Below are 15459 nucleotides of genomic sequence, written 5' to 3'. Positions count from 1 at the left end.
GTCCCGACGCCCGGGTGCAGGACGATGCGCCGCGGCCGGCGGGTGTCGACCAGGTGATCGTGCCGAGGTCCAGCGACATCGGTGGCTTCGAAGTGGCCAGGGCCCTGCCGAGCCGCCAGCGCCGATCGATCGGGCCCTTCGTGTTCCTCGACCAGATGGGACGCGGGCACTTCGCGGCCGGCTCGGGGCTGGATGTCCGCCCGCATCCCCATATCGGCCTGTCCACCCTGACCTGGCTCTTCGAGGGTGCCCTGGTGCACCGCGACAGCCTGGGCTGCGAGCAGAGGATCGAGCCCGGAGCGGTCAACCTGATGACCGCGGGCCGGGGCGTAGTGCATTCGGAGCGCAGTCCCGACGATCTCCGCGAGGCCGGAACGGTGCTCGCCGGCATGCAGGCGTGGCTGGCCTTGCCGCAAGCGCTGGAGGACTGCGAACCGGAGTTCCGCCACCATTCCGCGGCAGAGGTCCCGGAGGCCGAAGATGCCGGCTGGACGGCGTCCGTGGTGGTCGGCGAGGCGTTCGGCGTGCGCTCGCCGGTCGTGACGCCGACCCAGACGGTCTACGTGGACCTGCGCCTGGAGACCGGCGGCCGGATCCTGATCGAGCCCGTGACCGAGGAACGCGCGCTCTACGTCTATCAGGGAGCGCTGCGCGTCGACGGCCGGCCGGGGCCCGCGGGCCGTCTGCTGGTGCTGGCGCCCGGCGCCCGGGTCGAGCTCGAGGCCGATCGGGCCGCACGGGTCCTCTTGCTCGGCGGCGAGCCCCTGGACGGTCCACGGTACCTCTGGTGGAACTTCGTTTCCTCGTCCAGGGACCGGATCCGCGCCGCCCAGGCCGACTGGACGGAAGGCCGGTTCCCGCCGGTGCCCGGCGACCCGGAGCGGATTCCGCTGCCGGACCTGCCGGGGCCGTGAGCGATCAGGCCGCCAGCGCGAGGCCGAGGAGGCCGTAGACGACCAGGAGCGCGAGGACGCGTCGTGCGTTGAAGCGGGGATCGGGGTCTCGGCCGGGTTCTCTGTCGGGAATGAGCATCGCAAGTCTCCGTGGCGGTATCGCGCCGGTGGTTCGAAGCCGTCCGGACGCCGCGTGGCGTGGCCGGAAAAGTGAGTTGCAAAGGGCAACCTAGATGCAGTCTAGCAGAAAAGTTGCAAATTGCAACTCAATTCGGCAGACTATGTCCATGAGCAGAAAACCGGCTTCCATCGAACACTGTCCGATCGCCCGGGTGACCGAGCTTCTCGGCGACCACTGGGCGTTGATGATCCTGCGCGAGGCCTTCCTCGGAACGGTGCATTTCGGGCAGTTCGAGACGCACCTGGGCATCGCCCGGAACATCCTGTCCGGACGCCTGAAGCGCCTGGTCGATGCGGGCCTGCTCGATCGGGTGCCGTGCCCGGACGATCGCCGGGTGCACGAATACCGCCTGTCGCCGTCCGGCCGGGCGCTGCATCCGGTGCTGATCGCCCTGGCCCAATGGTCGCAGCGCTGGCTGGGCGATGCCTGCGAGGCGCTGCAGATCGTCGAGCGCTCGAGCGGCGAGGCGGTCCGCCCGGTCGTGGTCCAGGCCGCCGACGGACGCACGCTGGACCTGCGGGAGATCGCGATGGTCCCGGGACCCGATGCAGCGCCGGAAATGGCCGAGCGCTATCGCATGGCGATGCGCGCATCGAAGCGTGCTTCATCGAAAGGCGCCGGGGGCGACGGCTGAACGCCATTCGGGCGTTTCGGTGATTCCGGTTCCGAAACGCCGGCGTCAGCGGAGGTATCGGTGGGGGATCGCGAACCAGGCGACCAGAAGAACGACCAGCGAAAGCAGGCCGAGGCGGAAACGCGTTCTCCAGCCGTTGTGCATCGAAGCGAGAATCTGCGCGTGTTCGACATGAACCGTCTCGCAGGCGCCGTTGCCGCGATCGCTTCGCGTGGTGCTGGTCCCGCGCATCGGTCCGCCCGGCTGGCCGTATTCCGCCAGATGGCCGCTCAGGTAGACGATGTCGCCGACTCGCAGTTCGTCGATGACGGCCTGGACGGCCGGGTCGGTGGTCAGCAGGTGATTGTTGGCCAGCGCGTCCTGGTCGAAGCGGTTCCAGGTGGCCAGGTCGTCGGTCTGGACCATGCAGGTGAACTCCAGGTTCCAGAAGTCGAACTCGTTGAGATCGAGCTGGCTGGCGTTGTCGCCCCAGACCACGCACAGGTCGGCCACGTTGATGTAGTCGTTCCAGCGCTCGTGGATGCCAATCCCCGGCTTGAAGCGCTTGAAGGAGACCACGAGGCCGGTGAGTTCGTAGCGGTACAGGGGCTGGACGAGGTAATCCACCCCGTTCGCGCGGGTGACGAAGGCATCTCGCTGGACGGCGACCTGGCGCGGCGGCTCGTCCAGCGCCGGATCCCAGGGCAGGGGATCGCTGAAGGCATCCCGGTTCGACCACGACACGACCGTCAGGCCCAGCGCGCCGAGCATCAGGCCGGCCATCAGGTGTTTGAGTTTCAGCATCGCAGCGCCATTCCATGCCGGCGCGGCGAGCTCGCTCGCGCCATCGGTCCACCTTACCCCACTTGACCCGCAGCGGAAATTCCGTGACGCTTGGTGCGGGAGCCCATCGGGAGAGTCGTCATGGTGCAGCACATCCTGTTCGAAGACATCAACTGGCTCGGCGCGCTGGTCGCCGCGGTCGTCGCGTTCGTGCTCGGCGCGATCTGGTATTCGCCGCTACTGTTCGCCCGCCCGTGGCAGCGCGCCCTGGGCCTCACGGACGAGGAAATCCGCTCGGGACACGTCGGGAAAATCTTCGTGTCGGCGTTCATCGCGATGGTTGTGGCCGCCGCCGGGTTCTCGCTGGTCCTCGGCCAGGGTGCCGGGATCGCGGCGGGTGTCCACTGGGGGCTCGGGATCGGTCTGCTGTTCGTCGCCACCTCGCTGGCCATCCACAACGCCTTCGAGCGCCGGCCGCTGTACTACTGGGCCATCAATTCCGGATTCAACCTGGTCCAGTTCCTGGTCTACGGGCTGATTCTCGGCGCCTGGCCGGACTGAGCAGCGGGCGCTGCCTGCGCCGCACGGACGGCGCTTTGCTATAGTCCGGCGCCCCGTGCCGGCTGAACCGCCGGCCCGCGATTCAGGGGTCGTCGCGGCCCCGTCGTTGCGGAATCCGTTGCAAACCAGGAGTCTTGCCCATGTGGAACCCGATTCGTTTCGCCGCCGCGGCGATGACATTGTTCGCGCTCTGTGCTTCCGCGGCCCGAGCCGATGGAATGACGCTGGAACAGATCGCCGACCTCGATCAGGTCGGCCAGGTCGTGCTCAGCCCCGATGGACGCTACGCGGCCTACACGGTCAACGTGCAGCGGCGCCCCGGCGTGGACGAGGACGGTCCGGCGTGGAACGAGCTGCACGTGCTGGACGCGGACGGTCGAAGCCGTTCGTTCATCGGAGGCGAGGCGGACGTCGGCGCGATCGGCTGGACGCCGGACGGCCAGCGCATCACGTTTCTCGCCCAGCGCGACGATGACGAGACCCGCAGGCTCTACGCGCTTCCGGTGGACGGCGGCGAGGCAGAAGTCCTGGTCGCGCTGGAGACGGACATTTCGGCCTACAGCTTCGCTCCCGACGGAGAGCGGGTCGCCGTGCTGGCCTTCGAGCCGGTCGACGACGAGATCGAGCGGCTCGAGGAATTGGGCTTCGACGCCGTGGTGGTCGAGGAGGGCGAGCGCCCGCGCCGGATCTGGATCGTCCGTCCCGGCGACGAATCCGAGCCGGCACCGCTGGCGGTCGAAGGGTCGGTCCAGGACGTGGCCTGGTCGCCGGCCGGGGACCGGTTGGCGATCAAGGTCGCACCCCACGAGCGGGTCGACGACACGCTGATCTTCACGCGCATCCGCATCGTTTCGCCGGACGGCGAGGTGATCGGCCGCGTCGACAACCCCGGCAAGCTCGGCGATATGGCCTGGTCGCCCGACGGGCGTCATCTCGCGTTCATCGGCACCAACATCGTCAACGACCCGCGGGAGGGTCGGTTGCTGATCGTCCGGGCCGGAGGCGGGTCGTTCACCGACCTCCTGCCGGGGCTTGCCGGACACGTGCTGCGACTGGCCTGGTTGGGCCCGGAACGGCTGGCCTACGTCGCGGCCGAAGGCGTGCGCACCCGGCTCGGATCGCTGGCGCCCGACGGCAGCAACCCGGTGGACCTGGCCGAACCGGGTCCGATCCTCACCGGCCTGTCGATCGCCGACGAGCGTGTGGTGGTCACTGCCAACTCGCCGGCCCACCCGGACGAGCTGTTCGAACTGTCCGATGACGGATGGCAGCGGCGGACCGAAACCAACCCGTGGCTGGCCGACGTGGACCTGGCCCGCCAGGAAGTCGTGACCTACGAGGCCCGCGACGGCCTGTCCATCGAGGGCATCCTGGTCTACCCGCTCGACTACCGCAGCGGCCAGCGCTACCCCTTGATCCTTCACGTTCACGGAGGCCCAGAGGCGCATTACTCGAACGGATGGCTGACCGGCTACAGCTCCCCTGCGCAGCATGCCTCGGCCGAGGGCTTCTTCACGTTCTTCCCCAACTACCGGGGCTCGACCGGGCGCGGCGTGGACTTCTCGTTGACCAGCCAGGGGCGGCCGGCCATGGAGGAGTTCGACGACCTGGTCGACGGCGTCGATCACCTGATCGACCGGGGGCTGGTCGATGCCGACCGGGTCGGCATCACCGGCGGATCCTACGGCGGCTATGCCACGGCATGGGGCGCCACGGTGCAGTCGGAGCGCTTCGCCGCGGCGGTCATGAACGTGGGCCTGAGCAACCAGATCGCCGCGTTCGGAACGTCCGACATTCCCTGGGAGTTCAATCTGGTCCACCTTCGCAAGTGGCCCTGGGAAGACTGGGACCTGTTCCAGCAGGCCTCGCCGCTCTATCACGTGACCGAGGCGGCCACGCCGATCCTGATCCTCCACGGTGATGCCGACCCCAGGGTCGATCCGACCCAGTCGCGGATGTTCTACCGGTTCCTGACGCTGCAGGACGATCCGCCGCCGGTCCGGCTGGTGCTGTATCCGGGCGAAGGGCACGGCAACCGCCGAGCGGCCAGCCGCTGGGACTACTCGCTGCGCTTGATGCGATGGATGAAGCACTATCTGATCGACGACGGCGGCGATCCGCCCCCGTATCGCGTCGACTACCGCCTTCCCGAGCCGGAATCGCCCGAGAGCGACCGATAGCAGACTGTGGTGGAATCGTTGACAATTCAGTTGCTTGAGCGTAACTTCTGCAAACGAGTATCAGGCACGTCGCGCGCCTGCGGTGTATTCTTCGCATTCACCGTGGGGTCGATGGGCTCCGCAGGGACTTCGACCGGGACAGCAATCGCATGGCATCGACCGTTGAAACCGTAAGCGCATCACGCCTTCCGACCACCGGCCGTCGGCTGATCGACGAAGGGTTGATCGACGAGGAACAGGCGCTTTCCGCGCTGGCCGACGCGGCCGAGAAGGGGCGCACGTTCACCAGCCACCTCGTTCGCGAGAACCTGGTCGACCCGGCCGGCTTCGCGCACGTCGCGGCCGAGGAGTTCGGGCTGCCGCTGATCGACCTGAACGCGCTGGACATCCGCCACGCGCCGTCGGACAAGATCAAGGAAGACCTGATGCGCAAGCACCTGGTCTGCCCGATCATGCTTCGCGGCAAGCGTCTGTTCGTCGCCATTGCCGATCCCACCAACCAGTCCGCGCTCGACGAGGTCGCGTTCACGACCGGCATGAACGTCGAGGCCGTGCTCGCGCCGTCCGATGCGATCACTCAGGCGATGGACCGGATCATCTCCGGATCATCGCAGGCCTTCGAGGAGCTGACCGAGGGCGACGAGGATCTCGAGTCGCTGACCTTCGACCAGACGCAGGAGCAGGAGCAGCAGGACGACGGCTCCGACGACGCGCCGATCGTACGGTTCGTCAACAAGGTGCTGGTCGACGCCATCCGCAAGGACGCGTCCGACATCCATTTCGAGCCCTATGAGGACACGTACCGAATCCGGTTCCGGATGGACGGCGTGCTGAAGACCCAGATGCGGCCGCCGACCAAGATGGCCAGCCGCCTGGCTGCGCGCCTGAAGGTCATGTCGAACCTCGACATCGCCGAACGCCGCGTCCCCCAGGACGGCCGCATCAAGCTCAACATCTCCAAGGGCCGCGCCTTCGACTTCCGTGTTTCCACCTGTCCGACGCTGTGGGGCGAGAAGGTCGTGCTGCGTATCCTGGATTCCTCGGGCGCCTACCTCGGCCCCGAGAAGCTCGGCTTCGAGCCCGAGCAGAAGGATGTCTACATGGATGCGATCAGCAAGCCTTACGGCATGGTGCTGGTCACCGGCCCGACCGGTTCCGGTAAGACGGTGTCGCTGTACACCGCGCTGGGGCTGCTGAACCAGGAAGGCGTCAACATCTCGACCGTCGAGGATCCGGTCGAAATCCGCATGGCCGGCGTCAACCAGGTCCAGCAGAACCAGAAGCAGGGCCTGACCTTCGCCGCTGCGCTGCGTTCGTTCCTGCGCCAGGATCCGGACATCATCATGGTCGGGGAAATCCGCGACCTCGAAACCGCGGAAATCGCGATCAAGGCGGCCCAGACCGGTCACCTCGTGCTCTCGACGCTGCATACCAACGATGCCCCCCAGTCGATCACCCGACTGGCCAACATGGGCGTGCCGCCCTACAACATCGTCTCCGCCGTCCACATGGTCATGGCCCAGCGCCTGGCCCGGACCCTGCACAAGTGCAAGGTGCCCGAAGAGGACCTCCCGCCCGAGGCCCTGCGCAAGATCGGGTTCACCGAGCAGGAGATCGAGGAAGGCCTCGAGATCTACACCAACAAGGGCTGCAACCTCTGCAACGATGGCTACAAGGGCCGTTCCGGCGTCTTCCAGGTCATGCCGATCACCGAGGAGATCGAGCAGGTCATCCTGTCCGGCGGCACCGCGCTGGAAATCGAGCGGCAGAGCAAGAAGGAAGGCGTCAACGACCTCCGCCGCTCGGCGCTGAACAAGGTGAAGGACGGGTTGATCAGTCTGGTGGAAATGAACCGAGTCACCAAAGACTAGAAAATCGCCGCCAGGCTTCCCGAGGCAGCGCACAGCGGCGTCCGGCGGTGCTCCCACTCCTCATGTACTCGCACGTACACTGCGGGTGGTCCGCTCCGGCGGCCGCCGCTGTGCGCTGCCTCGGAAACCCTGACGACGATTTTCTCGTAGTGACCGAGTGCTTCGGCGGTGCTCGGATTCCTCATGTATCGGCATGTACAGTGCGGAGCCTCCGCGGAGCCTGCCCCGGACTCCGATCCGGGGACGGTCACCGCCAGGCAGGCGCTCAGCAGCAATCTGATCGATTTTCATCGCTGAGTGAGGATCGGCGCTGCTCGAGATCCTCATGTACCCCTATGTACACTGCGGATTCTGCGCTCCGGCGGCCACCCGAGAAGCGCCCCACAGCGACACCCTGAACGATTTTTGACCGTAGAAACGGGGGCTTACGGCGGTGCTCGGAATCCTCAAGTACCGGCATGTACGCTGCGGTTCCTGCGCTCCGGCGGTCACCGCCAGGCAGGCGCTCAGCAGCGATCTGATCGATTTTCATTGCTGAGTGAGGATCGGCGGTGCTCGGATTCCTCGTGTACCCGTATGTACACTGCGGAGCCTGCCCCGGACCCCGATCCGGTGGCGGCAACGCTCACGCGCTGGCTCGACAGTACTCTCAGCGATTTTTCCCGCAGACGCGGGGCGTCCGGCGGTGGGCATTTTGGCGGATGTTGGGCAAAGTTTGCCCAGTTCCCCAATTTCGACCCGCCCGGGGTTTTCACCGGGCCCGGAATTCGCTTAAAATACCCGGCTTGCCGCAATGGCAGCCCGCAACACCGTGCCGGTGTAGCTCAGGTGGTAGAGCAACGCATTCGTAATGCGTGGGTCGGCGGTTCGAATCCGTCCACCGGCACCATTTCCCAGTTTCAGCAATTTCGCTTCCGATCCGCCAGGGTCGCTACGACGTTTTCGAACCGCCGACCAATCAACAATCGGTTCGAACCGAGCGGGCGCAGCCCGCGAGCTCGCTGGCGCGCAGCGCCAGCCATCCGTCCACCGGCACCATTTTCCAGGACCGAACGATTTCCTCTCCGATCCACCGTGGTCGCTTTCGCCACGATTCGAACCGCCGACCATAACAATCGGTTCGAACCGAGCGGCGCAGCCGCGAGCTCGCTGGCGCGCAGCGCCAGCCATCCGTCCACCGGCACCATATTTCCCGGAATCACTCCGCTGCGTCCCCGGTCCGCCGTCGGCGCTAATTGAACGATTCGAACCGCCGACCAATCGACAATCGGTTCGAACCGAGCGGCGCAGCCGCGAGCTCGCTGGCGCGCAGCGACAGCCATCCGTCCACCAGCACCATAAAATTCAAGGGCTTACGCAATTCGCGGGCCCTTTTTTCTTGCCCTAATCGCCCCTGCGTAACAATTGCGTAACAAATTTCGTACGTTTTGAAGCCGAGTTAGTCGAAAGGTAGGTAAAGTTTAGGCTCGGTTGGCAGGTAGATCGGGTAGCAAAATGCTTGATTGGGCAAGTGGTCAGGGTTTGAAGGGGGTCTCCGAGTCAGCGTTCTTGGACGGCATCGACTCCGCTTTGGTTGCAGCATTCGTCGCGCTCTTATTGGGGATCGGAAATTGGCTGTACGATTCTTGGAGAAGAGGAAGAGAAGTCAAGCGGCAACGGGAATCGTGCGAGATCTATCTGCTTTCCAGAATGATCCCCATTGAGGCTCGGTACATGATTGCGACTGAGAAGTTCGATGAGGAATTTGGCAGCGACCGCATGAGCCGTCAGCTGGCTAGCCACTCAACCAACCTCTTTCACGATGAACAGTTCAATTTCATTTTTGACAGTATATTTCCGGCTGAGAAGGCGTTTCAGTTGGCTCCATTGATGAAGCCTGAAACCGTCCGACTGATCAGTAGCTTAGAGACCGTCATCATCGCTTGGAATAGAGCGATCCAACTCTACGGGCAATCGCGCCCCGCATATCTGTCCCCCGAGCGGCAACTACATTTGTTCACCACTCTTCAAACTCTGAAGGATGTGCTCGACTCGGCTGTCGGAGAGCTTGAGAGAAATACTGGGAGCACCCTTGCTGATGTCTCGACGATTGATGAAAGCTCCATGGAGAGAAGCCCGGTAACAGCGTTCCCGCAGACTTCAGGGACCAGCAGCAAAACTCCCCAACCTTAACCTCCAGGGATTTCCTACGGATATATGAGCAACTTTCCGTCTGACGGGATGGGTGGTGACTTTCAAAATTTCTAGGTCGCGAAGTCAGGGTGCAGCCGTTGGCTTAGTGAACCCTATGCAGCGACTGGGGCCGCCTTCGGGCGGCCTATTTCGTTTTTTTTTGTCTTTGTTAATCTCGTTCTCAAACATTGAAGCGATTCCGCTGAGGCTGCCATGCTTGCTGCTCGTACACTTATCGTTGTTGCCTTTCTGTCGCTCAGCTTTGCGTCACCAGCGGCAGCCAGAACTTCGCAGTACGTGCTAAATGAGTGCACCATTGATGAGAGTGATGAACTCTACTTTCAAACAATGGGGTTTTGCTACGGCTTCATCGCTGGAGCATGGGACTCTCTTAACGTCCTTGAAGCGGTATTCGGTAGATATGCGCCGGACGCACCAGAAGACATGGCATTAAGGAGCGCCGACTGCATCCCAAGTGGCGCGAATTTGGAACAGTTGAGAGCCGTGTTGGTAAAGTACCTAGAGGACAACCCTCAGGTTCTACACCTTCCGGCCGTCAACGGCTTTATTAGAGCTATGCATGAGGCTTTCTGCTAGATGGCGGCCACGGGCTGGCAAGACCCTGTGATTCGCCCCGCTTTTTCCTGACAGGTCCAAGCCATTCTTTTGCGGCCCCCGGCGCCCGATCCCGAGCTGGCCTTTCTCAGTCAGATTCTAGGTTTTTGGTCTCGTCCTTCCTCCGCTGCTCGCCTGCCGCGGCGAGCGCGCGTCCGACGTCGCGCACGTCGTGACCCGTCGGCGATTGGTGCAGGCGGAGGCCGAAGGCCGGCAGGACGGAGTAGACGTGGTCGAAGATGTCGGCCTGCACGGTCTCGTAGGGGATCCAGCTGGTCTCGGTGCAGAAGCCGTAGAGTTCGAGCGGGATGCCGTCGTCGCCGGCCTGCAGCTGGCGCACCATGTAGGTGAGATCGGACCGGATGCTGTCGTGGGCGCCGAGGTACTGGGTGAGGTAGGCGCGCAGCAGTCCGATGTTGGTCAGGCGGCGCGCGTCCGTGATGGACTCGGGGTCCACGCCGCGCTCTTCGTTGTCGCGGTCGAGTTCCTCGATCTTCTCCTCGATATAGTCGGCCAGCAGTTCGGCCTTGCGCAGGCGTTGCAGGTCCTCATCGGTCGCGAAGCCGACGCAGCTGGCGTCGAGCCGGATCGAGCGCTTGATCCGCCGGCCGCCGACGATGTCGATGTTGCGCCAGTTCTTGAACGAGTCGGAGATCAATGCGTAGTTCGGGATCGAGGTGATGGTCTGGTCCCAGTTGCGCACCTTGACGGTGGTCAGGCTGATGTCGATCACGTCGCCGTCGGCGCCGTAGTCGTCCATCTGCAGCCAGTCGCCGACCGACAGCATGTCGTTGGCCGAAAGCTGGATGCCGGCGACCAGGCCGAGGATCGGGTCGCGGAAGACCAGCAGGACCACCGCGGTCATCGCGCCGAGGCCGCTGAACAGGATCAGCGGCGATTTTCCGATCAGGAACGCGATCGCGATGATCACGCCGAGGATCGCCGCGACCAGCTTGACCCCCTGGAACAGGCCACGAAGCGGAACACGGCGGCTGGCTTCGGTGCGCTGGCCGAGCCGCTCGAAGCCGTCGAGCAGGGAGAACAGGGCGAGCACGCCGAACAGCACGATCCACAGGTTGGTCAGCGTCTCGACAAGTTCCAGGACCCAGCTGTCCGCGTCGAGGAACGCGCGTGCCAACACGTAGACGATGACGCCCTGGGCGGCCAGCGCGAGGCGGGCGGCCAGGCGGCGATCGAACAGCGTGGCGGCGCCCCGGGGGCGGGACGGCGAGAAGCGGGCCAGGAAGCGCAGCAGGCCGCGGTGCAGGACCAGGTGGATCACCAGGCTGACCAGGGCGATCAAGCCGATCACCGACAGGGTGTAGACCAGCTCGACGTTCTCGACGCCGAGTTCGCTCAGCAGCTCGTTCAGACGCTCCTTCATGGACGCCTCGTCATCAAGGACAGCCGACCACCGTACCAAACGCGGGCCGCGACTTCAGCAAGGTCTTGTCGTGCAGCCGGGTGACCGCGTTCGCGGACGCGGTCAGGACCGGAACTCGGTCCAGATCGTTCGCAGGTCGTCGAGGGCGGCTCGATAGAAGCGCTCGCCGTGTTCCGGGGTGGCGAGGGTCGGGTCGGAGCCGCAGCGGCCGTCGGGAAAGCGCCGTCGGAAGTCCGCGGCGTCGCGGATCGGTCCGTCGGGTGCCAGGCGGGGGTTGAGCGTCGCGTCGCGACGGGCGTCCGGGTAGGCGAACCAGGTCAGCGCGACTTCCGACGGGGTGGCATGACTGCCCTCGGCGTCGCCGTAGAGCTCCCGCGAGAGCCGGCGCACCGAGGGCAGCATGAACCAGTTGACCAGCTTCAACGACAGCGGCGAGGAGGTGGCTTCGAGGCTGGCTCGGGACCAGATCTCGGAAAACGCCGCCTGCATCGTGGCGATGTTGCCCCCGTGGCCGTTGAGGAACATCACCCGGCGGAAACCGGTGGCCTGCAGCGATCGGACCACGTCCTCGACCACGGCCATCAGCGTGGACGGGCGCAGCGCGATGCTGCCCGGGAAGCCGAGATGGTGCTGGGCCATCCCGATGCTGATCGTCGGCGCGACCAGCGCGCCTTCCTCGGCCAGTCCGGCGGCGATCCGCTCGGGGCAGATCGCGTCGGTGCCGATCAATCCGGTCGGGCCGTGCTGCTCGGTGGAGCCGATCGGGACGAGGATCGCATCGCAGGACTCGAGATAGGTCTCGATATCGGGCCAGGTCGCGAGTTGAAGGCGCATTTCGGTAAACCTCGGTTCGGTGATGGCGGTGCAAGCGTTCCGTGCGGCGTCAGTCGATGGTGCGGGCGCGGCGGAACACGGGTTCGCCGGCGGCCAGGCGAGCACGGGTCGCCTCCGGTTCGTCCAGCGCCTCGGCCAGCGCCGAGGCCAGCTCGTACTGGCGCGCGTCCAGGCCGTGGCTGGCCAGGGCGTCGATCAACCCGGCCTGCGCTCCGCCGTGGACGCGGGCCAGCGGCGCCAGCTGGGGATGGCCTCGATGCAGGTCCTCGGGGTGGTCGAAGGACTCGCGGCAGGCCTCGACCGATAGCGAGTGATAGGCGCGGCAGTTCAGTGGACGGCCCGCGTAGCCGCTGCAGCGTCCGTCGACGAGCGCCGGGCAGGGCAGGTTCACGGCCAGCAGCCGCTCTGCCGGCAGCGCCGACAAGCGGGCCGCCGTGCTCCGCGCGCGTTCCCCGAGCGCCCCGAACTCGGCAGCCGAGAGCGTGTCGCGCAGGTAGTCGAGGAAGGCGAAGACTTCGACCGCCGTGGCCATGACCCGGAGGTGGCAGCAGAAGGCGCAGCCCGGCGCACAGGCGACGGGACCGCGGTCGTCGCGCGGAAGCTCGCGGATTCGAAGTTCGAGTGCGCGCTGGACCTGGCGCAGGGCCTGGTCGGGTCGGGCCGGCAGCCGGTCGGCGGCCTGCTGGCGGGTCGAGGCGGAGGCGCGAGCGCGCAGGGCATCCAGGCGGTTCATGCGAATTGGCTCATCGAGACGGGGGTCATCGGGACGGGGGGTCATCGAGACGGGCCGGTGATGGACCGGGCCAGCGTACCCGAAAAGAGAGAGCCCCGGCGGGGCCGGGGCTCTCGGTGCTACCTGGACTTCCGCGATCCCTTACGGGCGATCGAGGTAGAAGTCGTAGCTGCCGCTACCGGAGTAGGACCGGATCCGCCAGTAGTAGTACCCGGCCGAGCCGTTGTAGCTGATGTCCTCGTTGGAATCGGCGCTCGCGCTGTTGGCGACGCGCGACCAGCGACGGCCGCTCCAGCGATACAGCTCCAGGTCGAAGTCGGCGTTGCTCGGGCCACGGAGGTAGCCGTTGTGCGTGCCGGAACCGGAGTAGTAGTAGGTGCCGTTGGGCTGGACGTCGGAGTCGCCGGAGCCGCTCAGCGAGCCCGTGTAGAGATCGCAGTTGCTGCACGGGGCGCCGCCGCCACCGCCGCCACCGCCCGGCTCGGTGAAGCTGCCAGTCAGCGAAACGCCGGAGTAGGACGAATAGCCGCGGATCATAACGTGCCACGTCCCTGCCGCCGGGCTGGCGAAATCGCAGCTCTCGGTGTTGCCGCCGATGTACGGACGGCAGTCGTAGGACGAGGTCGTCGGAGCCGCGCCGAAGCGCACGTAGAGGTCCGCGTCACCCGAACCGCCGGCCATGTCGAAGGCCAGGTCGCTGGCGCCCGCCGGCACGTCGAGGGTGAAGAAGATCTCCGAACCCTGGCCGCCGGACAGGTTGGACTCGGGCACGCCGTTGGTCAGCTCGGTGGGGCCACCGCCGCCGCCACCGCCGCCGCCACCACCGCCACCGCCGTCGAACAGCGAGTAGGCCATGAGGTTGGGCGAGCCGCTACCGACGCCGGTCAGCGTGTTCGAGATGCCGGCGGAATAGATCGCGTTCTCGACGGTCGCCGGGCTGGCCGACGGGTTGGCGGCGAGGTACAGGGCGGCGATGCCGGCCACGTGCGGCGAGGCCATCGACGTGCCGCTGATCGTGTTGGTCGACGAGTTGCTGGTGTACCAGGCCGAGGTGATCGACGAACCCGGTGCGAAGATGTCGACGCAGGAGCCGTAGTTCGAGAAGCTCGAACGCGAGTCGCTGCTGGTCGTCGAACCGACCGTGATGGCCGCCGCGGAGCGTGCCGGCGACACGTTGCACGCGTTCTGGTTCTCGTTGCCCGCGGCCACGACCACGGTCACGCCGGCGTTGCGCATGTTGGCCACGGCGTTGTCGGTCGAGGTCGAGGCGCCACCGCCCAGGCTCATGTTGGCCACGGCCGGCAGCTGCGCATTGGCGGCGACCCAGTCCATGCCGGCAATGACGCCGGAGTTGGTGCCCGAGCCGTTGCAGCCCAGCACGCGGACCGGAACGATGAGTGCCTGCTTGGCCACGCCCCAGGTCGAACCGGCAACCGTGCCGGCGACGTGCGTGCCGTGGCCGTTGCAGTCGTTCGAGCCGCGGCCGTCGTTGATGGCCGTGTAGCCGCTGAGCACCCGCCCGCCGAAGTCGTTGTGCGACGACAGCACGCCGGTGTCGACGATGTAGGTCCGCACGTTCGACGCGGTGGTGTTGTAGGTGTAGCTGCCGTCGAGGGGCAGGTCGGTCTGGTCGATCCGGTCGAGACCCCAGGTCGCGCCGTTTTGCGTGGCGTTGATCGAGACCACGCCGTCTTCCTCGACGTAGGCCACGCGCGGATCGGCCAGCAGGTCGGCCAGGCCCTTCTCGTCGACCTTGTTTGCGACGAAGCCCTTCAGCACGTGCGAGTAGGAGCGCGCGACGCTGAGGTTGTGGCGCGCGGCCAGGTCGCTTGCAACCCGCGCGACCTCGGGGGCCGAAGAGCGCTCGCCGGCCAGCCGGGCCGCATCGTCCTTCAGGACGACGATGTACTGCCCTTCGATCGGCTGCTTGGCGATGCGGTACGCGGCGTTGTGATCGGAGCCCGAGACCAGCTCGGACGCGAACACCGGCGCGCCGACCGAGGCGGCCAGCAGGCCGACGGTGGCGGTGCATACGGATAGTTTCTTCCAGATCATCTAGTTGTCTCCCATGTGTACTGCTTGAGTCCCCTTGGAACGAACTCCCCTTGTGCACGAAGAGGCCGAATTCGGGAATTCGGTGGGATTTCCGGATTCGACACGCTCTTTCCTGCCCGCAGTTCCCACGCTGCGGCGGTTTCGAGCTGGAATTGTTGCCGGTTGTGTCGTTTACCGGATCCCTACATGCACCGCTTGGTTATACGGGAAGCCGGAGGTGAAAATCCAGTGAATTTCCGATCCGATTCTCGGAAATGTGACGGCCATCACGCAAAAAGTGACAAAAATTGTCACATTGGCTCGGCGGGAAGGATCGGAATCGCCGGAATCGATGGGTCCCTGCGGGGTGTTTCGGTACCCGACGCGCGTCGCGAAGCGGAAAACCGGTCCGGTGGGACGCGAAGAACGACGGCGCCGTGCGTCGTCGACCGGATGAGGACAGTGCAGGGTGCGAGCGGGCAGAAGGCCGTGCCCCACGGAATTCAAACTCGACCACCCGTCCCTGCGCGGTACGAACCGGTGCAAGGACGGGGCTCTGCCGGCAGCGCGCGACGCGGTCCGGTGCCGGAGTGGGTCGGGCGCCT

General features: G+C 65.7%; 11 protein-coding genes and 1 tRNA gene. 7 read left to right on the top strand and 5 right to left on the bottom strand.

Features of this window, described 5'->3' with window-relative positions:
* Positions 1 to 14 precede the first annotated feature (14 nt).
* Both KUV67_00825 and KUV67_00820 read left to right on the top strand, forming a co-directional pair.
* Positions 15 to 914: a pirin family protein gene (locus tag KUV67_00825; GenBank protein MBY6203417.1), complete on the top strand. Its 900-nt coding sequence runs from the start codon at positions 15 to 17 to the stop codon at positions 912 to 914.
* Between the two features lie 266 nt (positions 915 to 1180).
* Positions 1181 to 1708 carry a helix-turn-helix transcriptional regulator gene (locus KUV67_00820; protein ID MBY6203416.1) on the top strand — a complete coding sequence of 176 codons (528 nt, stop codon included), beginning with the start codon at positions 1181 to 1183 and terminating at the stop codon, positions 1706 to 1708.
* Positions 1709 to 1753: 45 nt separating this feature from the next.
* On the opposite strand, the gene KUV67_00815 is transcribed toward KUV67_00820, so the two are convergent.
* A complete protein-coding gene (locus KUV67_00815) occupies positions 1754 to 2491 on the bottom strand; it encodes a hypothetical protein (GenBank protein MBY6203415.1) in 738 nt (245 codons plus the stop codon).
* 120 nt (positions 2492 to 2611) lie between these two features.
* Between KUV67_00815 and KUV67_00810 the strand changes: the two genes are divergently transcribed.
* The 5 genes from KUV67_00810 to KUV67_00790 all read left to right on the top strand — a co-directional run bounded on the left by KUV67_00810 (position 2612) and on the right by KUV67_00790 (position 9254).
* Positions 2612 to 3031: a DUF1761 domain-containing protein gene (locus KUV67_00810; GenBank protein MBY6203414.1), complete on the top strand. Its 420-nt coding sequence runs from the start codon at positions 2612 to 2614 to the stop codon at positions 3029 to 3031.
* 218 nt (positions 3032 to 3249) lie between these two features.
* Entirely contained in the window at positions 3250 to 5211 is a 1962-nt protein-coding gene (locus KUV67_00805; protein MBY6203413.1) for a S9 family peptidase, read from the top strand.
* Between the two features lie 149 nt (positions 5212 to 5360).
* Positions 5361 to 7082, top strand: coding sequence for a type IV-A pilus assembly ATPase PilB (gene pilB / locus KUV67_00800; protein ID MBY6203412.1), 1722 nt, complete (start codon positions 5361 to 5363; stop codon positions 7080 to 7082).
* Between the two features lie 813 nt (positions 7083 to 7895).
* Positions 7896 to 7971, top strand: a tRNA-Thr gene (locus KUV67_00795).
* Positions 7972 to 8630: 659 nt separating this feature from the next.
* Positions 8631 to 9254, top strand: coding sequence for a hypothetical protein (locus KUV67_00790; GenBank protein MBY6203411.1), 624 nt, complete (start codon positions 8631 to 8633; stop codon positions 9252 to 9254).
* A 703-nt stretch (positions 9255 to 9957) separates the two neighbouring features.
* Here the strand turns inward: KUV67_00790 and KUV67_00785 are convergent.
* From KUV67_00785 to KUV67_00770, 4 genes are all read right to left on the bottom strand, one after another.
* Positions 9958 to 11241, bottom strand: coding sequence for a mechanosensitive ion channel family protein (locus KUV67_00785; GenBank protein MBY6203410.1), 1284 nt, complete (start codon positions 11239 to 11241; stop codon positions 9958 to 9960).
* A gap of 114 nt (positions 11242 to 11355) precedes the next feature.
* The gene (locus tag KUV67_00780) at positions 11356 to 12087 is read right to left on the bottom strand and encodes a creatininase family protein (GenBank protein ID MBY6203409.1); all 732 of its coding nucleotides are present in this window, start codon (positions 12085 to 12087) and stop codon (positions 11356 to 11358) included.
* Between the two features lie 49 nt (positions 12088 to 12136).
* Entirely contained in the window at positions 12137 to 12820 is a 684-nt protein-coding gene (locus KUV67_00775) for a hypothetical protein (protein ID MBY6203408.1), read from the bottom strand.
* Positions 12821 to 12961: 141 nt separating this feature from the next.
* Complete coding sequence (locus KUV67_00770; GenBank protein MBY6203407.1) at positions 12962 to 14875, bottom strand: S8 family peptidase; 1914 nt, start codon at positions 14873 to 14875, stop codon at positions 12962 to 12964.
* Positions 14876 to 15459: the final 584 nt, after the last annotated feature.

This window comes from Halomonas denitrificans (assembly GCA_019800895.1).
In the GTDB taxonomy this organism is placed as follows: domain Bacteria; phylum Pseudomonadota; class Gammaproteobacteria; order Xanthomonadales; family Wenzhouxiangellaceae.
Note: the sequence above shows the minus strand (reverse complement) of the source record. Positions and strands in the feature narration are given on the sequence as shown.

Coding starts and splice junctions, on each gene's coding strand:
- KUV67_00820 (MBY6203416.1), top strand. CDS start 1,181: ATGAGCAGAAAACCGGCTTCCATCGAACACTGTCCGATCGCCCGGGTG.
- KUV67_00815 (MBY6203415.1), bottom strand. CDS start 2,491: ATGCTGAAACTCAAACACCTGATGGCCGGCCTGATGCTCGGCGCGCTG.
- KUV67_00810 (MBY6203414.1), top strand. CDS start 2,612: ATGGTGCAGCACATCCTGTTCGAAGACATCAACTGGCTCGGCGCGCTG.
- KUV67_00805 (MBY6203413.1), top strand. CDS start 3,250: ATGACGCTGGAACAGATCGCCGACCTCGATCAGGTCGGCCAGGTCGTG.
- pilB (MBY6203412.1), top strand. CDS start 5,361: ATGGCATCGACCGTTGAAACCGTAAGCGCATCACGCCTTCCGACCACC.
- KUV67_00780 (MBY6203409.1), bottom strand. CDS start 12,087: ATGCGCCTTCAACTCGCGACCTGGCCCGATATCGAGACCTATCTCGAG.
- KUV67_00775 (MBY6203408.1), bottom strand. CDS start 12,820: ATGAACCGCCTGGATGCCCTGCGCGCTCGCGCCTCCGCCTCGACCCGC.
- KUV67_00770 (MBY6203407.1), bottom strand. CDS start 14,875: ATGATCTGGAAGAAACTATCCGTATGCACCGCCACCGTCGGCCTGCTG.